We start from the raw sequence: 19973 nt of genomic DNA, 5'->3' as shown, positions 1-19973 counted from the left end.
GGACGCCAACGCCTCTGACGTATCCGCCGCGGGCGCCCTGACCACTCGCGGCCCAGGTCCCGATCCAGGCATTGCCGCTGCCGCCGGTCGCACACGCGGTCTCCGCAGCCGACAGCGGCCTCCGCACCAGCCACCGGCACGCAGCCGTGACCGTGCCCACCCAGCCCCAGCCGTGGCGGCGACCCACCCCGTCCTCGCTCCACCCGCAGCCGTCGAGGACGGCACCGCGTACCGCCGCAATCGACCTTGTCAATTTCGGACCGAGCAGTCCAGGATCCGCCCGTCCACCGTCCCCACGACCAGGCGCTGTTGCTCCGCGCGGTACGCGGCGGACACCGGCGTGACCGGGTGGCCGTGCGCGCGCAGGGTGTGCCGGGCTCGCACCTCTCCTGTGGCCGCGTCCAAGGTCTCCACCTCGCCGGTGAGATACACGACGTACATCCTCCGCTCGTCGCCGTCGAGATCGGCAAGCGGTTTGTCGGTGTCGTACACCCAGCGCGCCTCTCCGTCCGGCAGCCGGCGGCTCACGACGTACGTGCCCTCGCGGGCGTCCGTGTAGGTGGCGCCCCGTTCATACGACCGGCCCGCGTGGACGAGGGTGTCCGTCAGCTCGACGGCAGGGCCGTACCAAGGCTGGCGTGGCAACGCCGGGTCCCAGCGCAAGGGGAAGAGGGCGCGCAGGGTGGCGGGGCCGTGGGCGCCCGGAGGATCGATCACGTGGATCCACGGCGCGTCGTCCTCCGGGCCCGGGCCGTCCACATACAGCAGACGGGCGCTGTGTCTGACGCGCAGCGCCGGGGAGTTGGAGCGGCTGGGGGCGAGGCCGAGGCGTGCCGCCTCCCGGTGCGTGGGGTCGAGCAGCAGCGCGGCGGGTGCGTCGCGCCCTTGCGGGCGCAAGGCGAGCCAGCCTTCGTCCGCGGCGCACAGTGCGGGGGCCGACGGCACCTCGACGCAGTCCAACGCACCGCCGTCGGCCGTCGATATCCGCCGAACGGTCACCGCGCGGTCGTCCCGTCGACCCGTCACCTCGTCGCGCCGGTAGCCCCGGTACGTCACCCACGCCGACTCGCCGTCAGGGGCCGCCTCGACCCGTACGCTTCCCTCACCGTCCGCGGGAAGGGCCCACGCCGGCGCGCCTGCCGAATCCCAGCATTCAAGGTCCGTGTGGCGCCCGGTGGCCAGTACCCGGCCGTCGGCCAGCAACGCCAGGTCCCGCACCTCCGCCCGCCGCCGCCACCGGCCGTCCGTCAGCCGCGCGAGGGCATCCTCTGCACGGGGGTCGTAAAGGAGCCCGCTCTCGACCATCGGATGGCGTGCGTCGTCGGGGTCGACCAGACCGGCCGGAGCAGACAGCCAGTCGTCCACCGCGACGGCCAGCTCGAAGCTTTTGTGGAAGCCGCCGTCCTTGTCCTCGGGGGAGAGCAGCATCGCGAGCCTGCCGTCCTCCAGCCAGCGCAGGTGGCGCACTTGGCGGCTCTTGCTGAGCAGGTTCGTCACGCACCCGGTCTCCAGGTGCAGCAGGAGCAGCTCTCCCTGGAAGTCCCAAGAGCCGTCGTAGCGGCCGGTGCCGATGGCGACGAGCGGCAGCTCGGGGTGAGGTTCGATGGCGCACACGGAGTAGCGGGAGGCGACGACGTGGCGCGGACGGAGGGGGCCGGCCTCGTACACGCCGATCCGGTGGCCGAGCCAGTCGCCCGTACCGCGCCACATGACGTGCCCGAGGTTACCGGCCGCGATGACGCAGCCGTGCCGCTCGTCGGTCACCGCCCACACGGGCCGGCCGATCTCGGCGAGCGGCTGGTCCCCCAGTATCCGGCGGACGGTCAGCTCATCCTGCACGACCCTCTCCCCCCAAGGTGGCGCACAGTCTGCCAGGCCCGGCGCTTCCCTGCGATCTTCCGACGAAATCGACTCATCCGTGTACGTGATCGGGAAAGACTGCTTCGCTCCGGTACCCGCGTCCGCGGCCTCGCGCCGAGCTGGCGGTTTCGACGACGCCCGGTCCTGCCCCCGCCGGTCCCGCCCCACCCCCGCCTGCCGTGCCGGAGCCGTCGAGGCAGGTACGTCGGACCGCGCGCGTTCTGCACGCCTCACCCGGCGCTCCTTTTCCTCCCCACCAGGACACGGTGACGTATTTGACCGCCTTGGTTGCCTCATAGACGAGTACCTCCCCCTGGCCTCGCAACGTCGTTTTCGAAGGCGGCGCGGTCTCAACTCACAGGCGCAGGCCGCGCGAGTGGGCCGTGGCGTCGTTTGCGGGCACGCGGCGCCGGTGCGGTGCTCCGCTCCCCCTGTCAGTGCCAGTCGCTGATCCGGACGTCGTCGGGCGCCGGCCTGCCATGCCCGGATTCCACGTACTCCTTGAGGCTCATCAGGAAGATCGCCCACTTCGTGCTGCAGTGGTGCATGAACTCGACCGGCTCACGCCAGCCCTCGTGCCTGAACAGGACGATCGTGTAGTCCTCGCGACGGCTGATGCTCCAGTCGATCTCGGTGCCGATCCACTCCTCGGGGCCCTCCGTGACGCGCCACCGCACCCGGCCGGCCGGGTCGAGTTCCAGGATCTCCATGTCGAAGCCGCCGACGTCACCGAACCGGAACGCCAGCGTGCCGCCGACTTCGCTCTTGCCGGTGGTGTCGGTCGTCCACCAGCCGGCGATGCCCTCGGGCGTCGCGATGGCCCGGTAGACGTCGTCCAGCGGCGCGACGGCGCCGATCCGATGCAGGATGTCGACCATGGTCATGCTCCTTCGGTGTCGTTGCGGCTGCGTGCGATTGCCTCCGCGATGCTTTTGATCCGGTGCAGTCGGGCGTCCCAGGCGGCCCCGACCGTGGCCAGTTGCGCGGCGGCGCGGGCGAGTTGCGCCTGGTCGATCCGGTAGTGCCGCTCGCGGCCGGCCTGCTCCGCATGGATCAGGCCGACGCGGTCGAGAACGGCGAGGTGTTTCGACACGGCCTGTCGCGTGAGTGGGAGTCCCGCGCTCAGTGAGGTGGCCGTGCCGGTTCCCGACGCGAGGAGCAGATCTATGAGTGTGCGCCGGGTCGGGTCACCGATTGCCGACCACAACTCGTCGTCATCGGTGGTGCTCATGGGGTCGACACCAGCCGTGTGATGTACGCGCCCAGCCTGGGGATGTAGAGGTCCCAGCCACTCGTGTGATCGCGGTACTGCTCCTCGAGGACGGCGATCTCCCAGCCCATCTCGCGGAACCCGGTCTCGGTCATTCGCACCAGGGTCCCCTGTTCCGTCGCCACCAGATCGAAGGTGACCAGCAGCGAGTCCCCGTCGCGGTCAGCGCCGGAATAGCACCACCTGAAGGAGAACCGCGACGGCGGGTCGACCTCGACGACGGTGAGCGCGACCGTCATCGTCTCGCCGGTCGCGTCATCGCGCCAGAAGAGCTCGCCGGGCTCCCCTGCCACGGGTTCGAACCTGGCCTCGTCCGGCCACCACTCCCGCATGTGCTCCGGGCGGCTGATGACCTGGAAGACCACCTCGGGTGGGGCGTCGACGTGGATGTCGCGCTCGATGCTGCCGTACTCCATACTCCGACCCTTTCGCAACCTTTCGTTGCACGTCAGCATACGCCGCACGAGCGCCGATGCGCAACAAAAGGTTGCGGATCGCTGGGGGGATCGACCTCGGCTCTGACGGCGCACGAAGGGCAGCTGTGTCCGGTTCAGTGCATACGCCCCCGAGCTGGAGACGGCCGCGCCGGGACGCCGGCTTGCCATGGACCTGGTCAAAGGCGGGGTCGGTGCGCGAAGATCGCGCCCGCACCACACCACCACTTCCAAGCCATCCGCAACGGGAGGATGTACATGGCTCTCCGCACACCCCGCGGTCTGCTCGCCATAGCCACCGCCACCGTGGCTCTGATCGTCACGACCGGCTCGGCCTCCGCCACGGGAACCGTCGCCACCGTGGCCGGCCCGCAGGCCCGGGTCTTCATGGTCAACCCCGTTCAGTCCTCGGGCGATCAGACCCTCACCGACGGCAAGGACGCTGCCGCCGCAGTCCCCGCCACCGCCTACGCCACCGTCGAGCTGCGCAACCTGGACGGCAGCGGCGGACTCTCCGGCCGCTGGGCCTCGGTCCGCTCCGACACCGGCGCCTCCGCGCGGATCGCCGACGCCACCTCGTACGACCGGCACGACGACCAGTTCGAGCAGGTCATGGCGTACTTCTGGGTCAACGAGGCGCAGGAGTACCTGCAGGGCCTCGGCTTCGGCAGCGAGCTGCCCGGCGCCAACGACCGGGTGCAGCCGGTTCGCATCAACCAGTGGGGCGCCGACAACTCCTTCTTCACCGACAGGAAGGCCGAGATCCGCTTCGGCAAGGGCGGCGTGGACGATGCCGAGGACGCCGAGGTCGTCGTGCACGAGTACGGCCATGCCGTGCACCACGCCCAAGTGCCCGGCTTCGGCAGCTCCGTGGAGGCCGGCTCCATCGGCGAGGCCTTCGGTGACTACCTGGCCGTCGCCGTCGGCGAGCACGCCGCCGCACGGTACGGCTGGCCTTTGAAGGCCGACGTCGCCTGTGTCGCCGACTGGGACTCCGTCACGTATAGCGACGCCCCGCACTGTCTGCGCCGGATCGACTCCGACAAGACGTACGCGGACCGGGTCGGCGAGGTCCACGCGGACGGCGAGATCTGGTCTAGTGCGCTGCTCGACATCCGCACGGCCCTCGGCCCGCGCGTCGCCGACCGGATCATCGTCAACGCCCAATTCGGCTTCGCTCCCGACACCAGCTTCGCGGCTGCCGCGAACACGACGGTCGCGACGGCGCAGAAGATGTACGGCAAGGGCGCGGCGGACGCGGTCCGCGCCGCGTTCCAGGCCCGCGCGATCCCCGGCGTCATCTGACACACGGGCGTCATCTGACACGCGACGTCCCGGAGGCGGCCAGTTTGCTGCCTCCGGGACCCCAGCCGTCCTTGCCGTGGCCGACGACAGGGTCGTGGGCGTCGCAGCCTTCGAAGTCAGCGGCGGCAGAGTCGCGTACCTGTGTGGCATCGCCGCCGCGGCTCCAGGCTCCGACTCCAGCCACTGGGAGGTCGGCCGGCCTCCGCACTGGTCCGGCTCGGCCGGCACCCGCACGTCCCCGCCCGAGGCGAGGAGTCGTCGTGCCAGGCACCGGCCGACGATTCCGGTCGGGCTGGCGCCTCGTCCCTACGCGGGCTGACGGCGGTCAACAGGCAGATGCCCTCATTCACCGGCGCCTTCTGATTCTGCTCGAACCGGTCCACGGCAAGATTCTCCCGCGCGTCAGCGGAGATCTGGCACCTGGCCCGGGCAGGACGGCCTCTGCCGTTCCCTGGCCGCAGAGCCATGGCTGCGGATCGAGACGGGGAGGTCTACCGGATCGGGCTTGGCTACAACTGCTGTAGCTGCAGGCCCAGTAGAGCCGCCGACGCCGTCGAAACGCCTGACCAGCGGGCCCGCTGTTCTTGTGGGACCTGGATCAGTCCGGTTTCGGCAGACTCCCAGCACTATCAGTCCGGGTGCGCCGGTCCGCTCCGCTGCCGGCAGAACACGCACAACTGACCACGAGGGCGTCGTCAGTGGCCGACATCGTGGTCGCCCGCTTCGATGAGGCCGCTTTCGTAGGCGAAGATCACGATCTGGATCCGGTCGCGCAGGCCGAGTTTGGTGAGGATGCTCGACACGTGTGATTTGACCGTGGCGGCTCCGATGACGAGGTTCTCGGCGATCTCCGCGTTGCTCGCGCCGCGGGCCACGGCGGTCATGATCTCGCGTTCGCGGCCGGTGAGGCGTTCCAGGCGGGCCGCGGCGACCGTGTTGACGCGGCGCTGCGCGAACCGGTCGATGAACCGCCGGGTGATCGAGGGAGCCAGCAGCGTCCCGCCCTCGGCCACGGTGCGTACGGCGGTGGCCAACTGTTCGGGGGGAATGTCCTTGAGCACGAAGGCGCTGGCGCCGGAGCGCAACGCCTTGTAGACGTACTCGTCCGGGTCGAAGGTCGTCAGGATCAGTACCCGCGCTCCCCAATCGGCCTCCTCCAGGATCCGCGAGGTCGCTTCGAGGCCGTCCATTTCAGGCATGCGGATGTCCATGAGGATCACATCCGGGTGATGCCGGCGGGCCGCCTCGATCGCTTCGAGACCCGTGCCCGCCTCGGCCACGACCTCGATGTCGTGGTGGACCCGGAGAATCATGGTGAAGCCCCGGCGTACCAGCGCCTGATCGTCGGCGACGACGACGCGGATCGTCACGTCGGTTCTCCCTTGGTGGGCAAATGGGCGGTGAGCCGGAATCCTCCACCGGGGCGTGGCTGTGCGTCGAGGGTTCCGCCGAGCAGAAGGGCTCGTTCCCGCATGCCGACGATGCCGTGGCCCGGTCGGCTCTCGTGGATCGTCCCCTCGGGCCCGACGGCGGCGCCTCGGCCGTTGTCGAGCACCTCGATGGTGATGCCCTCGCTCTCCCCGCGCAGGTGCACTTCGGTGCGGGTGCCAGGTCCGCTGTGCTTCAGCACGTTGGTCAGGGCCTCCTGGACGATTCGGTACGCCGAGAGATCCAGGCGCGCCGGGATGGGACCCTGGACGTTGCCTGAGACCGAGACCTCCAGACCCGCCTCGCGGACCTCGGCCACAAGCCGGGGCAGATCGGCCAGGCCCGGCTGGGGCCCCAGGCCGTCGCGTCCGGCGTCCGGTCGCAACACTCCCAGCAGGTGCCGCAGTTCGTCCAGCGCCTGGCGTCCTGCTTCCTCTACCGCGGCCATTGCTTCGAGGGCACTCTGCAGATCCTCGGCCGCCACCATACGGGCCGCACCGGCCTGCACCGTCATCATGCTCACCCGGTGGGCGACCACGTCGTGCAGTTCACGGGCGATATGGGTGCGCTCCTCGGTCACGATCCGCCGTGCTTCGGCGGCCTGCTCCGTCAGGAGCCGGGCTGCACGCTCGGAACGTAGCCGAAGGCGCCGACCGAGGTACCAGGCCCCGGACATGACCAACGCGCCGAAGCCGATGTCCTCCCACTGGACGGAAAGGAGCACGCCGTCGATCGTGAGCGCGGCGATGGCCGCGACGACGCCGAGGGGGCCCCACCGGTTGTCCTCGGCGTGCCGCCCGACGCTGTACAGCGCGAGGATCACCATGCCGCCCAGGGTGGAGTGACTGCTTCCCAGGGTCACGGCCCACGCGACGAGGACCACGCACAGTACCGCCACCGGCCTGCTCCGACGCCGGTACATCGCCGCGCCGGCCACCAGGAAGAGCAGGAGTGCGGGATGGAGGATGCCCGAGACCGGGCGGACGGCCACCCCGTCCCCCGGAGCCTCCTCCAGGAGCGTCGTCGGCAGGAACAGCGCCGTCGCCAGGACGGCGTCGGCGCCGCGTGGCCAACGCGTGAACGGGCTGCGGAACCTGCCGGGCACGTTGCGGCCCGGCGTCTGGGTGTGCCGCGCCGTGCTGTTCATCGTCGCTCCATGAAGGGAGGTCCAGTGCCCTGGCGCGGGTGATGGGGAGCGCACCGGACAGGTCATCGTATTTCCAGCTCCGAGGCACCGTCACCCGTCTGCGGACGGATATGGCCCTCCGTCCCCGGGTGGATACACCGCTCCGTTCTTCCCGTCGACCGTGGGAGGGCCGGACCCCCCTGGCGGCGGGAGACGGGGCCGAGGCCGGCGCCCACGATGGAACCGCACAAGCCTCCTGCCCCCCGCGCGCCGAACGTGGTGCCGGTCGGCACCCGTCCACGCCCCGTGCCGCCGTCTGCGGCCTTCCCACGCCCGGTACCGCCGCTCGGCGGCCGCCCCACAGGAGCCCCATCCATGAACCGACTTACGCGCCGTATCGGCGACGCGAGCGCCCGCCGGCCGTGGGTGACCATCGCGGCCTGGGTGGCCGCACTGGCCCTCGTACTGCCTCTGGCCGCCGTGGCCGGCGGCTCGTTCGTCGACGATCTCGTCGCTCCCGGCAGCCAGAGTGAGGAGGCGATGGAACTGCTCGAAGAACGCTTCCCGGAAGCGTCCGGTGGCAACGCCATGGCGGTCTTCGCCACGCCGGAAGGAGAGCGGATCGACAGCCACCGGGCTGCGATCGAGGCTGCGGTCGCCAGGATCGCCGACGTGGAGCACGTCGCCACGGTCACCGATCCCTTCACCGCCGGGACCGTCTCGCCGGACCGACGGATCGGCTTCGCCCAAGTCGCCTTCGACGTACCGGCGATGGAGATGACTCCCGGGCACATCACGGCTTTGGGCCGCGCGATCGAACCCGTACGCGGGAACGGTGTCGTCGCCGAACTCGGCGGCGATGCCGTCTTCATCAAGGCCGAGACGCCGACATCCGGCGCGGAGGCGGCGGGCCTGCTGACCTCCCTGGTCATCCTGATCGTGGCATTCGGCACGATCGTTGCCGCGCTGGTCCCGATCGTGCTCGCCCTGGCCGCCGTCGCCGCCGGTCTGGGCAGCATCGCGCTGCTGGCTCATACGATGGACGTGTCCCCCGCGGCGCCCACGATCGGCGCGATGATCGGCCTGGGTGTCGGCATCGACTACGCCCTGTTCATCGTGGCGCGCTGCCGCGAGAACCGTACCGTCGGCCAGGACGGCTCCACCGCCCTGTCGAACGCCATGGCTTCGTCGGGCGCGGCCGTGCTGTTCGCCGGCGGCACGGTCGTCGTGGCGATGACCGCGCTCGCGGTGACCGGCCTGTCCTTTCTGACCTCGATCGGCCTGAGCACTTCGCTGGTCGTGTTGTTCGCCGTGGCGACCGCCCTGACGCTACTGCCGGCGCTGCTTGCCCTGCTGGGCGACCGTATCCACAACCAGCGGCGCCGACGCTTCCGAACGCGCCGTGTGAAGAAGCCCGAAGGACCTGAGACGACGGCATGGTGGCGGTTCGCGCACCACGTCTCCGGCCGGCCGTGGCCGTACCTGCTCGCCGCGTCAGCAGCGATGCTGGCACTGACGGTTCCGGCCCTCCGTATGGAAACGGGTTTTCCCGACGCGGGCAACGACGCGACCAGCACCACCCACCGCCGCGCCTACGACCTGTTGGCGGAGGGGTTCGGCCCGGGCTTCAACGCCCCGCTGCTGATCGTCGCAGACCTCCGCAGCCCCGGAGTGGCCGCCGAGAACATCCCCGAGCTGGCTCGGCGCCTTGCCGACGACCCCGGCATCGCGTCGGTCGGCGAGCCCCAATTCTCCGCGGCCAAGGACACGGTCGTGCTGCCCACGATCCCGACCACCGCACCCGCCGACGCAGCGACCTCGGAGACCCTCGCACGCGTCCGCGACCTCATCCCCGACAATGTCGCCGTGTCGGGCCTTACCGCGATGACCGACGACCTCACCCGCCAACTCGCCGACACGCTGCCGGTGTTCATCGCCGCGATCCTCGTGGTGTCGTTCCTGCTGCTGATGCTGGTGTTCCGCTCCATCGCGGTCCCGCTGAAGGCCACCGTCATGAATCTGCTGTCCATCGGCGCCGCGTACGGCGTCGTGGTAGCCGTCTTCCAATGGGGCTGGCTGAGCGGGCTGTTCAACCTGGAAGAGACTCTGCCGATAGCCTCGCCCCTGCCGACGATCTTCTTCGCAGTCCTCTTCGGCCTGTCCATGGACTACGAGGTGTTCCTGCTCTCGCGCGTCCGCGAAGAGTACGACGCCACGGGAGACACCATCGAGGCTGTGGCCCGCGGCATCTCGGTCACCGGTCGCGTGATCACTTCCGCGGCGCTGATCATGGCAGTGGTCTTCCTGAGCTTCGTGGCCAACCCCTCGCCCCTGGTCAAGATGATGGGCCTGGGTCTGGCGACCGCCATCGTGCTCGACGCAACAGTCGTCCGGATGGTGCTCGTCCCCGCGGTCATGGCCTTGCTGGGCCGCGCCGCCTGGTGGATACCCCGCCCACTCGACCTGCGCCTGCCCCGCATCGGCGTGGACAGCGCCACCGTCCCGCCTCCGCCCGAGCGAGAGCGCGAGCCCGCGCTCGGTGCTGCCGGCCAGGATCAGGTCCGGTGAGTACTGGGCGCTGGTGGGGCCGTGTGGTCGGAAGTGCTCCAGTTGGTTGCGGCCTCGCTTCCGTGGTGACTACGGCGCTCGATGTGGAGCGCTGACGGCAGGAGCTGTAGGCCAAGGGGCCATGGGCCGAGGGGCCATGGATCGACAGAAACTACCCGCAGAACCTCGGTTCTGGGCGTGCCGATTGCGGGCGCGCGGCCGGATCGGGCCTCCGACGTCCACTGGCGCATGGAGGCCAGACCCGCGCCGGTACCCGCCGTGTCTATCCGAGCGTGAGCATCGCCTCGGCGACCTCGCCGACCGCCGCATCGGGGATCGCTGTTGCGGCCTCATCGAGGACGAGCAGCCGTGCCCCGGAGATCTCGCGCGCGATCGCCTCGCCGTTGCCGACGGGGAAGAACCGGTCTCGGCGGCCGTGGACGACGAGTGTGGGGACCTCGATCTCGGGCAGACGCTCGCGCCAGCGGGGTCGGCAGTCGAGTCTGGAGAACACCATGCCCATCTGGTTGGCCATCTGGACCGGGGGTGCGGTGCCGGGAGTGCGGTCCCAGATGCGCGCAGCGACTGCGCGCGCTGCGTGGGGGTCGTCGCCGAGGATCTCCGCGCCTGCGGCGGCGAACTCCGCAACCGCCTCGCGGTCGGTCCAATCGGGCATCGGACGCGCGAACAGCCGGTGCATCGTCGCCTGGTCGTGGTCGGGGAGATCATCGTCGGGCGGGCCAGGGGCAACCGAGCGGGTGCCGACGAGGGTGAGCGCCGAGAACGCGCCTGGATGGTCGAGCACCGCCACCTGGGCGACCATCCCGCCGACGCCGATCCCCGCGAGGTGCGCAGGGCCCCCGCCGAGCGCGTCAGCAAGGGCCGCGGCGTCGGCGGCGAGGCTGCGCAAGGTGTAGGCGGGCGACTCCGGATCCGTCGTCGTCGACTCCCCGCTGTCGCGCAGGTCGTAGCGCACCACACGGCGCCCGCCGGCGGCGAGGCCCTCGCACAGCGCGTCGGGCCAGGAGAGCATCGTCGTCGCGCCCACGAGGAGGACGAGCGGCGCGGCGTCGTCACCGAACGACTCGGTGCCCAAGGCGATCCCATTGGCGTTGACTGTGGTCATCGGATCACCGGGAGTCGTCGCAGGTCAGGTGCGTCGCGGTCGCTGTCCGACACTGCCTCGGCTCGCTCGCGCGCCGCGGTGACTGCGTCAGGCAGACCGGTGTGACGAACATGGAGTCAAGGTCGGTTGTCCGCAACGACCCTGGCGGCGAGTTCGTCACGACGACGAACGCGGGCTTGCCGACCTCGCGGGCGCCGAAACCGGGCATGTCGTCCCAGCCGTTCTGCCCGTCTGCAACGTCAAAGACGCGGCGGCCGAGGACGACAGCCCCCGAGCGGACGCTGCCCTGGCGCAGTGCCCGGCGGTCGTCGAGGTCTTCGGAAAACGCCCACGTGTGCACGGCATCGCCACCGGTGCCCAGGTCGATGCCCGGGCTGGGGGCGGGCCCGGTGAAGCAGCCGGCATGAGAGACCGACGTGTCAGCGATGATTCTCGTCATGCCAGGGCAGACCTGATCCGCCGCCCAAACTCATCGCTTACGCATGAAGCCAGTGGCGTTTTCTCAGTGCTGATCATTTCCAGACGCCGTTGAGAACTAGGCCGTGTATCGAAAGTGGATCTTGGGCTGTGAATGATCACAGTTCATGGGTCGGGGTGATCTCACGGACGAGCAGTGGGCGGTGTTGGAGCCGTTGCTACCGAAGGGTATGAGGGCGGGGCGGCCGCCCGTCTGGTCCCGGCGGCAGTTGATCGACGGCATACGCTTCCGAGTTCGGACCGGGGTTCCGTGGCGGGACGTCCCCGTCGAGTACGGACCGTGGGGCCGGGTCTACGACATCTTCCGCAGGTGGCAGCGGAACGGAACCTGGCAGCAGATCCTTACCCGGCTCCAGTCCCTGGCCGACGCGAAGGGTGCGATCACGTGGGACCTGAGCGTCGACTCCACGGTCTGCCGCGCCCACCAGCACGCGGCCGGAGCCCGAAGGCAGGGTGGCCTGCAGAAGGAACCACCGGGCGGTGTCTTCGCCGAGCCCGGGGACCACGGACTGGGACGCTCACGCGGCGGGTTCACCACCAAGCTGCACCTCGCCGTCGAACAGGGCCAAAAGCCCATGTCGATCGTGATCACGGCCGGGCAACGCGGGGACTCGCCGCAGTTCGAACCCGTACTGGAGAAAGTCCGCGTGCCCCACATAGGGCCGGGCCGGCCACGTGTCCGTCCCCGTCGGGTCCGCGCCGACAAGGCGTACGCCTAGCGCAGAAACCGCGCTTACCTGCGGCGCCGCGGAATCCGCTGCACCATCCCCGACAAGGCCGACCAGGCACGCAACCGCCAGAAGCTCGGCTCCCGCGGCGGCCGACCACCACGTTTCGACCCGGCCGACAACCACAAGCGCCACGCGGTCGAGTGCGGCCTCAACCGCCTCAAGAGGCACCGCGCCGTCGCCACGCGCTACGACAAGCTGGCGGTCCGCTACGAGGCGACCGTCCTGACGCTGCTATCAACGAGTGGCTGTGATCGGCACCCGTCGCGCGACGGCCTCGAAGCAGGGCTGCGTGCCCTGAAGGCGGCCGCGGAAGCCGGTACCCAGGACCGCCGGAACCGACAGACCGGCGGCACCCCGCCGAACGGGCTGCTCATCCGGGGGGTTGTAGCGTGACCGGATGAGGAGCGACGTATATCGGGACGTGGGCGAGGCCGCCTGGTCGTGGGTGCTGGACCACGTGCGCGAGGCCGAGGGCCCATGGCTCGTGCAGGCGGTGGTGGAGGGCGGTCCGGAATCCGTGTCGCCGCCACAGGACCGCGATTCGCTGTACGCGGGGATCGCCGGCTTGGCCCCGGTGCTGGCCGAGATCGCGCAGTACCGGGAGCTGAGCGCGCGGGAAGCGGCACTGGCGACCGGCATCGTGACCAGGCTGTCGGCACAGGCCGGGCAGCGAACGGAACCCTCGCTGTACGACGGCCTCGCAGGCGACGCGACGGCGCTCAGACTGCTCGCCCCGGGCGAGGAAGCGGTGGCACTGCGGCGGCTGGCCGCCCTGGCGACCGGCGACGGATGGAAGACCACCCTCGATTTCGAACCGGGCTCCGACGCGCCCCTCACCGACGTCATCATGGGGACCGCGGGCGTCGTGATGACGGCGGTCTGGGCGAAGAGCGAGTTCGCAGAGGCGATCGCGACGACGGGAGGCGAGGCGCTCCTGCGGGCGGCGGACCGTACGGAAGCGGGCCTCGACTGGGGCATGACGCCGGGGAGGCCGTCGAGGGCACCGAACTACTCGCACGGAACCGCCGGCATCGCGGCCGCACTGGCGGTCGCGGGCACCGCCCTGGACCGTCAGGACTTCATCGAGGCCGCGGTGGAAGGCGCCCGGCACGTCCTCTCGGTGGGGTCCTTGGAGGACGCCGGTTTCGTCGTCCCGCACACGATCCCGCCGTCGAAACGGGAGGTGGAACCGGTGACGTACACGTGGTGCCACGGCCCGGCGGGCACCTCGCACCTGTTCACCGCACTGGCGCACGCAGGGGTCGCCGAGGTGGCGGGCCATGACGTCGACGAACTGCGGCACCGCTGTATGACCTCGATCCTCACCTCGGGCCTGCCGCAACGCCTCCGTCCCGGCTTCTGGGACAACGACAGCCGCTGCTGCGGAACGGCAGGCGTCGGAGACGTCCTGCTGGACGCCGCCCAGGACTGCCGGGCGCCGCAGCGGAGGCAGACCCTGCTGCGGGCCGCGCACCGGATGGGCGATGCGCTGGTCGACCGGGTCATCAGGGATGATGCGGGCGCCCGTTGGCGCTTTCTGGAACACCGCGAGGACCCGCCGCTGCTGCCGCCCCAGACGACGTGGATGCAGGGCGCGGCAGGCATCGCGGCCTACCTTCTGCGCCTCGCCCGGTACGGCGAGAGCGGCCCAGACGCCCCGGTCGTGGACCGCCCGGACCAGTGGTGGGCCGTGCCGGCGCACCTGCGGAGTACTCGCACGGACTCAGGAGCGAGTGGTGGCCTCATTCGAGACAAGTAATCCATAACGATCTCGGCCCAGGCCTTGTGCGATGCGTGGGCCGCCCTAGGCCAAGAGCGGAACGGTGCAGGACCGGGTCGAGTTCAGGGGCGACCGCTGTCGTGCGGAAGGCGCCCGATGCAGGCCACGGAAGGCAGCACCTCAACGGGGCCGAAGGCGTCGGCAGCCTGGTCCGGGTACTCGCGGGAGGGGGGAACCGCATGGACCGGCGTGGAGGGGAACGCACGTTCAGCCTGCCGCTGGAGACTCCTGACCTTCATGTCATTGACGGGCTTGCACGGGTAGCCCTCCAGCATCCCTCCGTAGGTCGAAGACATTCACAGCTCGGTGAGTTCGATCGAACGTCCAGGCGGGAGGGCTGTGTGACTCAGTGACATGCCGACACCCTATGTGCAAGATTCACTTCCGATACACGGCCTAGGGCGGCCTCTGATCAGGCTGTTGGTGGTGCGCGTGTCCGCGTGCAGGGTCTGTTCGGAGTGGCCCTTCGGACGCCGGACCGGGACGAGGATGCCGATCCACGCGCCGATGCAGCCCTTGTCGGTGAGGGTGGGCAGGCCGTCGGCGGCGGCCTTGTACAGCGCGGGCAATGCATGGATGCGGGCGGCGGTGATGTCGGGGGTGGAGCCGGGCTCGACGTCGGAGACCCGCAGCGATGTGCCGTCCAGGCGGACAGAAACTGCACGTTGCCGCCGAAGGCCTTGTGTTTCTGGCTGAACCACAGGTCGTTGCCGTTGTCGCTGACCCCGGCGACGCGGTCGGACTCGATCAGCGTGCCGTCGAGGCTCACGTGGGTCATGCCCTCGCGTTGGCAGCGGTCCAGGACCTGGTGCAGGCCCGGGGCCTGGTCGGCGAGGACGTCGATGCCTTCGTGCAGGTAGCGGTAGCCCGTGGCCTGGGAGAAGCCGGCGTCTCGGGCCAGGCAGTGTGCGCAGCCGCGTTCACGAAACCAGCGCAGGACCAACACGGCCTGGCGGAACGGGCCGAGTGCGCGACTGCCGCGCGGAGTGCCGATGCGCCGTCGGTGCGCGGCCGGCAGACGGGACAGGTACTCCACGACGTGGCGCGCAACGTCGAGCGCGGCAGCATGGATGACCAAGGCGAGGCCTCCGGCTCAGCGAACGATCTTGTGAGAGAGGCCTGTCTTACCAGCGGCTTCACGTCTGTTCGAGCCCGGGGGCCACACACTCGATCCACGCTGGACCGAGTGGCTCAAGCCTTCTCGGCGCGGATTGAGTAGGTGAGGGGGATGCGCGGAGCGCCCTCGGGAGGCCGGTAAATGTCGCCGTCGTGGCGCTCAAGCGACTGGCGTTGGAGGTAGAAGGTGTAGTCGTGCTCGTGAAGAAACTTGATCCGTAGCCCAGCTCCGGCGATCGCCGAGACAACGGTCGACAGACTGTGCCGCCACTCGACGGTCTCATTGTCCTCGGTCGTTGCCGCCTCATCGGCGTACGTACCGGGGCCTCCCGAGGCTTCCGGACCTTCATCGAAGTAGTCGTGTGTGACCGTGCCTCCGGTCTCGTCGTCGAGGACGAAGCTGAAGGGATGGAACTCCGCGAGGTACAGGTACCCAGCGGGAGCGAGCAGTTCAGCGACCACCGACGCCCAGCGGCTGATGTCGGGAAGCCAGTTCAGCGCCCCGAAACTGACGTAGACAATGTCGAAGGTCTCCCCCTCGACCGCCGAGGCCGCGTCGTAGACGTCCGCGGTCAGGAAGCGTGCGTCGATGCCGAGTTCTGTTGCGAGTCGTGAAGCCGCCTTGATCGCAGGTGGAGAGAAATCCAGCCCGGTGACCTGGGCTCCTCGTACCGCCCACGACAGCGTGTCCCGGCCGAAGTGGCACTGCAGATGGATCAGGCGCTTACCCCTGACATCCCCCACCTCGGCCGTCTCGAAGTCCTTCAGCGAATCGGGCCGGGCCCGGAACCCCTCCATGTCGTAGAAGTCCGCGCCCAGATGAATGGGCACCCGCTCATCCCAGTACGCCTTGTTCAACTCCCGCCAGCGCCCTGCCAGATCACCCATGAATCCGGACCATACACGGAGGCGGATAGGCCTCCTACGCTGTCGGACCCGCCAACCAACCAACGGCCACGAGCAGCTCGAACGGCTCCGAAATCCAACTCCGGATGCGCGTGTCGTGCCAGCTCCGCCAACGCACGGTTGATCTTCCGCGCCCGCTGGGCGGCACATGCGCCCGCTCTGCGACGACTGCCGCCGAGCTCAAGCAGCGATGACGCACCCTCCGCACGTCACACTCAGCCCCAACCGCATCGGCGGCCTCACCCGCGTCGCCGAGTTCTCAACGGAATCTGGAAGTGATCACCACTGAGGTCTTTCAGCGTTGCCGCTCCAGAGTGAGCACGGCCGCGGAGATTGACGACATTCGATTCGGACTGCACCGGGACTTGCGGAAGATCCGCCAGGACTTCAGTCGTGCGACGCCGCGTTCGACCGGTGCCCGTGCCGTGGCCAGCGCTCGGCTGATGGTTTGCTGGGTCGGGGTGAGGTCACGGCCCGGCGGGCGTCTGAGGGGTGTTGTCACCGATGGGCCGGCTCCCATGTAGGCGCGGTCGTCGAGGATCGGGACGCCCTGGCGTTCACAGATCCGGATGATCTGGTGGGCGCGGGCCGCAGTGAGATCGTGCGCGCGGCCGGGCATCGTCGGCGAGATCCACAGCAGCCGCCCGGCGGGGTCGGTCACCACCTGGACGTTCGCCCCGTGTCGGCGGTGCTTGTGGGAGTAGTCGGCCCGGCTGTCGCCGACCCGGTCGCACTCGGCAAGGGTGCCGTCGAGCAGGACGTAGTCCGGGTCCGTCTCGCGCAAAGCACGCAGCAGGCCGGGAGCCCGGTGGCGGGCAGGTCGACGACGGCTGTCGTGTAGGCGTGGGCGGTGCCGACGAAGATGCCGAACCCGGCAGCGAGCTGGGCGAGGGTGTCGTGCCGGCGCAGGTACACCAGGCCGACCAGGGCACGCTGCTGCGGTGGGAGCTTGCAGCGGCGGTCACCTTCGCGGGTGACGATGAGCATCGTGACCCACTCGACCAGGGCGTGAGGCAGGTCGAGTGCGGCAGAATACGGAACCAACGCGGCTCCTGTGCCTGTGGGTTGAGACTTCGAACACCTCCCTCAACGGCACGGGAGCCTCGTGCGTTTCGCATGGGCTCACTGACACCAAGTCGCTCCGACAATCGGTCGCCGACGCGGGCATGACGATCACCACGCGAGTGGTGAAGACTGGATAAATGCGACCTCACGCCCCTGGCGGACTCCTGTTCGTAGCGCTCGGTCTCATCCTTGTCGCCGCCGGCTACATCTGGAGGGGACGTGTCCTGCGCCCCCTCTCGGCGAAACGCGCCCAGGCAGCCGTGATCCGGGATCGTTCCAGAAACCTGCTGCGCTCTGCGGACATGGCAATCGCCGGAGCGCGTCGACGGGCCGCACACGGCGAACCGGCCATCGTCACGGTCGGAGACGTGACCAGGGTGGCGCGCCAGCACTACGGGTACCTCTTTGTGGAGCGCGAAGAAGCAGCTGCCGCCCTCCGCCAGCGCTTTGAGGCTGCCGACTGCCGGGTGGACTGCATGACCGACGCTTTCAACTGACTGCCTCCCCGGCAAGTGCTTGACGCCAGAGGCGCCGGAGCTGTCACCTGATAGGTGGTCACGCTGAGAATGCTCGCTGAGAAAACCTCAGTGGCAGGTGCGAAATCGACAGCGCGACGTGCGAGGCGGCACGTCAGACGTGCAACGACCGATCGCCCCAGCACTCCGGGCCAGAACCCGAGAGCCGTTTCATCGGCTCCTCCGGAGCGTCAACGGCCAGGAGACGCCGGGGACGTGGCGGACGGCCTTCGTCCGCGACACAAAACCAAAGGCGACCGCTCCGACAGCTCTATACGCCGGCATCGGAAATCGGCCACAGGGCATTGCAGTTGGCGGAAGGCAGATCAGGGCCCACGGCGAAGCAATGCGTTTCGGGTCTGGCCGGACGACGCTCGGTCAACCAGTCGTACTGGCAGCGGAAGCCGCGCGATCATGCCGGCTCCCGCTGCCTCCAAGCCCGACATCCATAGCGTGGAGTAACCGCCTGCGAGCGGTTGGAAGCACTTCTTCGCCCCCTGTACCTGCATGGAACGCACACACGCGGGGCAAGCGGATCCCCTGACATGGGGAGGATGCTGTGACCACCGTTGAGAAGACAGCCACACCGGAAGGCAACTACACCGCATGCTGCGCACAGCACGACAGCCCGAGTGCGGAGCCCGGCGGCGAAGCACCGGAAACAGCGCGTGAACGCGTTAACCGACGTTGGAACGAGATCCTGCAGGAGACGCGGGTCACCCAGACAGGTGTGCAGATCCTCTTCGGATTCCTGCTGAGTGTCGCTTTCACTCCCTTGTTCAGGGAGTTGGAGACGCTGGACCGGGCAATCTACGTCACCACCGTCGTACTCGGCGCGGCGGCTACCGGATCGCTCATAGCACCCGTCTCCATCCACCGCTTCCTGTCCGGACAACGCATGAAAGACGAAGTGGTGGAGGCCGCCGGCCGTCTGATGATGTGCGGCATGATCCTCCTCGCCCTGACCATCGGCTGCACACTCCTGCTGATACTCCGTTTCGTCGTTCCCGGCGTCCTCGCTGAAATACTCGCCGGCTCGGTCATGCTGTGGTTCGCCCTGTGCTGGTACGTACTACCCCTGTACCTACGACGCCGTGCCGACCAACGCCCCCACGGCGCTCGCGGTCCGGGGGGTGCTGAAGCGGTGAGCGGGAGTGGCCGGCCCGCAGCTGATGGCTCCGCGGTCGGAGGCGCTGAGGGCCCACCTCGCTGATGTTTTCCACGATGTTTCCCACGCGGAGTCCGCAGGACAGGATGAGGTGACCTGGGCGTCTCCGAGGGGGCAACAGAGGCATGCCGAAAAATGCGGTGGCGACGATCGCCTCCTGGTCGCCACCGCCAGGCCGCACACTCCCCCGACTTGGCTCCCGGCTCAACTTCTGCGCTGTACAGCGCACTTCATGCGCTGAGGCAGGGCGCCAGGGTCCATGATGCTCGACCCCAGCCGGAAGAAGTCCGACCAGAGCACAATTGACCACACGGTCATGCGGTCACTGCTATAAGAATCACCATGACCAGCCTGACAGTGGCCAGCAACGCAACCGACATAGCCGGTGCGGTGGGAACGATCGCCTCAGTGGTGGTGGGAGCCGCCGCGATCTACTGGGCTTATCGCGCGAACGTGCCGCGACGAAAGGCTGAGTACTCCGTCGAGATCACGCCGCTCATCAAGAGCACGGTCAGCGACGTCACCGTGTACCGGGGACAACAGCGCCTCGCACACCCGCATACCATGACCCTCACGCTGATCAACGTGGGTCACGGAGAATTCGAAGCGTCCCACTTCAATGACAGGCCCGTTGAGTTCGCACTCGGCTCCCGCATCGTCGCGAAACTGGCTGAGGAAACCGGGGGCGATCGAAGGGTCCCACCCGCAGACTTCAGCGACGACACCTTCTTTGTCCGACCTCACGTCATTCACAGGGGTCAAAAGATCACGTACAAGCTGCTCCTGGACGGCCCCCATCCTGCAGTGACGCCCCGCCACTCCTTGAGCGGCGACCTCCGTCCCGCCCCCTGGCCGACGAGGCTCGTCAAGCGCTGGCTGGTAGGGGTCTTTCTGCTGATCATCTGCGTAGGGGCGTTGGCGACATGGGCTGGAGCCAACGCAAAGGCCGAGGCAAGATCCGCTATCGAGGAGGTCGTGAGAGATGCATATGAGCGCGGGCGGCATGACGGTCAGCAACTATGCCGACGGCTGCCGGACCATTGCACGTCGAATCCAGCGCCGGATGCCGTCGGCAGGCTGCCCGCAGGCGTCGGCAGCCCGAGATAGGCAACGCTCCAT

At 69.0% G+C, this 19973-nt stretch carries 15 protein-coding genes and 4 pseudogenes; 7 read left to right on the top strand and 12 right to left on the bottom strand.

Annotated features, from left to right (window positions below):
• Positions 1-249: 249 nt before the first annotated feature.
• From ACFY5C_RS27080 to ACFY5C_RS27065, 4 genes are all read right to left on the bottom strand, one after another.
• Positions 250-1839 (bottom strand): hypothetical protein, encoded by a 1590-nt coding sequence (locus ACFY5C_RS27080; RefSeq protein ID WP_389448324.1) that lies wholly within the window; start codon positions 1837-1839, stop codon positions 250-252.
• A 455-nt stretch (positions 1840-2294) separates the two neighbouring features.
• Complete coding sequence (locus ACFY5C_RS27075; protein WP_389448321.1) at positions 2295-2738, bottom strand: SRPBCC domain-containing protein; 444 nt, start codon at positions 2736-2738, stop codon at positions 2295-2297.
• Between the two features lie 2 nt (positions 2739-2740).
• Positions 2741-3091 (bottom strand): ArsR/SmtB family transcription factor, encoded by a 351-nt coding sequence (locus ACFY5C_RS27070; RefSeq protein WP_389448319.1) that lies wholly within the window; start codon positions 3089-3091, stop codon positions 2741-2743.
• The gene (locus ACFY5C_RS27065) at positions 3088-3546 is read right to left on the bottom strand and encodes an SRPBCC domain-containing protein (protein ID WP_389448316.1); all 459 of its coding nucleotides are present in this window, start codon (positions 3544-3546) and stop codon (positions 3088-3090) included. Before ACFY5C_RS27065 ends, ACFY5C_RS27070 begins: the two co-directional genes overlap by 4 nt.
• 276 nt (positions 3547-3822) lie before the next feature.
• Here ACFY5C_RS27065 and ACFY5C_RS27060 point away from each other — a divergent pair, with 276 nt between their 5' ends.
• Complete coding sequence (locus tag ACFY5C_RS27060) at positions 3823-4869, top strand: M4 family metallopeptidase (protein WP_389448313.1); 1047 nt, start codon at positions 3823-3825, stop codon at positions 4867-4869.
• A gap of 695 nt (positions 4870-5564) precedes the next feature.
• Here ACFY5C_RS27060 and ACFY5C_RS27055 read toward each other — a convergent pair.
• Both ACFY5C_RS27055 and ACFY5C_RS27050 read right to left on the bottom strand, forming a co-directional pair.
• A complete protein-coding gene (locus ACFY5C_RS27055) occupies positions 5565-6239 on the bottom strand; it encodes a response regulator (RefSeq protein WP_389448310.1) in 675 nt (224 codons plus the stop codon).
• Positions 6236-7444: a sensor histidine kinase gene (locus tag ACFY5C_RS27050; RefSeq protein ID WP_389448307.1), complete on the bottom strand. Its 1209-nt coding sequence runs from the start codon at positions 7442-7444 to the stop codon at positions 6236-6238. Before ACFY5C_RS27050 ends, ACFY5C_RS27055 begins: the two co-directional genes overlap by 4 nt.
• Positions 7445-7798: 354 nt before the next feature.
• Here ACFY5C_RS27050 and ACFY5C_RS27045 point away from each other — a divergent pair, with 354 nt between their 5' ends.
• Entirely contained in the window at positions 7799-9991 is a 2193-nt protein-coding gene (locus ACFY5C_RS27045; RefSeq protein ID WP_389448304.1) for an MMPL family transporter, read from the top strand.
• Positions 9992-10253: 262 nt separating this feature from the next.
• Here ACFY5C_RS27045 and ACFY5C_RS27040 read toward each other — a convergent pair whose 3' ends face one another.
• Together ACFY5C_RS27040 and ACFY5C_RS27035 are read right to left on the bottom strand one after the other, a co-directional pair.
• Positions 10254-11096, bottom strand: coding sequence for an alpha/beta fold hydrolase (locus ACFY5C_RS27040; RefSeq protein WP_389448301.1), 843 nt, complete (start codon positions 11094-11096; stop codon positions 10254-10256).
• Positions 11097-11128: 32 nt separating this feature from the next.
• Positions 11129-11535: pseudogene (locus tag ACFY5C_RS27035) on the bottom strand (dihydrofolate reductase); the annotation flags it as partial.
• 145 nt (positions 11536-11680) lie between these two features.
• Between ACFY5C_RS27035 and ACFY5C_RS27030 the strand changes: the two are divergent.
• Together ACFY5C_RS27030 and ACFY5C_RS27025 are read left to right on the top strand one after the other, a co-directional pair.
• A pseudogene (locus ACFY5C_RS27030) lies at positions 11681-12555 on the top strand (IS5 family transposase).
• A gap of 146 nt (positions 12556-12701) precedes the next feature.
• Complete coding sequence (locus ACFY5C_RS27025; RefSeq protein ID WP_389448298.1) at positions 12702-14063, top strand: lanthionine synthetase LanC family protein; 1362 nt, start codon at positions 12702-12704, stop codon at positions 14061-14063.
• Here the strand turns inward: ACFY5C_RS27025 and ACFY5C_RS27020 are convergent.
• The 4 genes and pseudogenes from ACFY5C_RS27020 to ACFY5C_RS27005 all read right to left on the bottom strand — a co-directional run bounded on the left by ACFY5C_RS27020 (position 14047) and on the right by ACFY5C_RS27005 (position 17150).
• Positions 14047-14380: pseudogene (locus ACFY5C_RS27020) on the bottom strand (hypothetical protein). The gene ACFY5C_RS27025 and the pseudogene ACFY5C_RS27020 overlap by 17 nt on opposite strands.
• Positions 14381-14449: 69 nt before the next feature.
• Positions 14450-14785 carry a hypothetical protein gene (locus ACFY5C_RS27015; RefSeq protein WP_389448295.1) on the bottom strand — a complete coding sequence of 112 codons (336 nt, stop codon included), beginning with the start codon at positions 14783-14785 and terminating at the stop codon, positions 14450-14452.
• A gap of 490 nt (positions 14786-15275) precedes the next feature.
• The gene (locus ACFY5C_RS27010) at positions 15276-16088 is read right to left on the bottom strand and encodes a class I SAM-dependent methyltransferase (protein WP_389448292.1); all 813 of its coding nucleotides are present in this window, start codon (positions 16086-16088) and stop codon (positions 15276-15278) included.
• Positions 16089-16401: 313 nt separating this feature from the next.
• Positions 16402-17150: pseudogene (locus ACFY5C_RS27005) on the bottom strand (transposase family protein).
• Between the two features lie 158 nt (positions 17151-17308).
• Here ACFY5C_RS27005 and ACFY5C_RS27000 point away from each other — a divergent pair.
• From ACFY5C_RS27000 to ACFY5C_RS26990, 3 genes are all read left to right on the top strand, one after another.
• Entirely contained in the window at positions 17309-17668 is a 360-nt protein-coding gene (locus ACFY5C_RS27000) for a hypothetical protein (RefSeq protein WP_389448290.1), read from the top strand.
• Positions 17669-18245: 577 nt separating this feature from the next.
• Positions 18246-18899, top strand: a complete 654-nt coding sequence (locus tag ACFY5C_RS26995; protein WP_389448288.1) for a DUF6328 family protein — start codon at positions 18246-18248, stop codon at positions 18897-18899.
• Between the two features lie 297 nt (positions 18900-19196).
• Positions 19197-19961 (top strand): hypothetical protein, encoded by a 765-nt coding sequence (locus ACFY5C_RS26990; RefSeq protein ID WP_389448286.1) that lies wholly within the window; start codon positions 19197-19199, stop codon positions 19959-19961.
• The last annotated feature ends 12 nt before the right edge of the window (positions 19962-19973 follow it).

Source organism: Streptomyces sp. NPDC012935 (assembly GCF_042900345.1).
Classification (GTDB): Bacteria; Actinomycetota; Actinomycetes; order Streptomycetales; family Streptomycetaceae; genus Streptomyces.
The sequence above is the reverse complement of the archived record's forward strand: the minus strand, read 5'-3'. Positions and strand labels throughout refer to the sequence as shown.

Bases quoted from the DNA above. Each gene is read 5' to 3' on its own strand.
- ACFY5C_RS27075 (WP_389448321.1), bottom strand. From the start codon at position 2,738: ATGGTCGACATCCTGCATCGGATCGGCGCCGTCGCGCCGCTGGACGAC.
- ACFY5C_RS27070 (WP_389448319.1), bottom strand. From the start codon at position 3,091: ATGAGCACCACCGATGACGACGAGTTGTGGTCGGCAATCGGTGACCCG.
- ACFY5C_RS27065 (WP_389448316.1), bottom strand. From the start codon at position 3,546: ATGGAGTACGGCAGCATCGAGCGCGACATCCACGTCGACGCCCCACCC.
- ACFY5C_RS27060 (WP_389448313.1), top strand. From the start codon at position 3,823: ATGGCTCTCCGCACACCCCGCGGTCTGCTCGCCATAGCCACCGCCACC.
- ACFY5C_RS27050 (WP_389448307.1), bottom strand. From the start codon at position 7,444: ATGAACAGCACGGCGCGGCACACCCAGACGCCGGGCCGCAACGTGCCC.
- ACFY5C_RS27045 (WP_389448304.1), top strand. From the start codon at position 7,799: ATGAACCGACTTACGCGCCGTATCGGCGACGCGAGCGCCCGCCGGCCG.
- ACFY5C_RS27040 (WP_389448301.1), bottom strand. From the start codon at position 11,096: ATGACCACAGTCAACGCCAATGGGATCGCCTTGGGCACCGAGTCGTTC.
- ACFY5C_RS27025 (WP_389448298.1), top strand. From the start codon at position 12,702: ATGAGGAGCGACGTATATCGGGACGTGGGCGAGGCCGCCTGGTCGTGG.
- ACFY5C_RS27010 (WP_389448292.1), bottom strand. From the start codon at position 16,088: ATGGGTGATCTGGCAGGGCGCTGGCGGGAGTTGAACAAGGCGTACTGG.
- ACFY5C_RS27000 (WP_389448290.1), top strand. From the start codon at position 17,309: ATGCGACCTCACGCCCCTGGCGGACTCCTGTTCGTAGCGCTCGGTCTC.
- ACFY5C_RS26990 (WP_389448286.1), top strand. From the start codon at position 19,197: ATGACCAGCCTGACAGTGGCCAGCAACGCAACCGACATAGCCGGTGCG.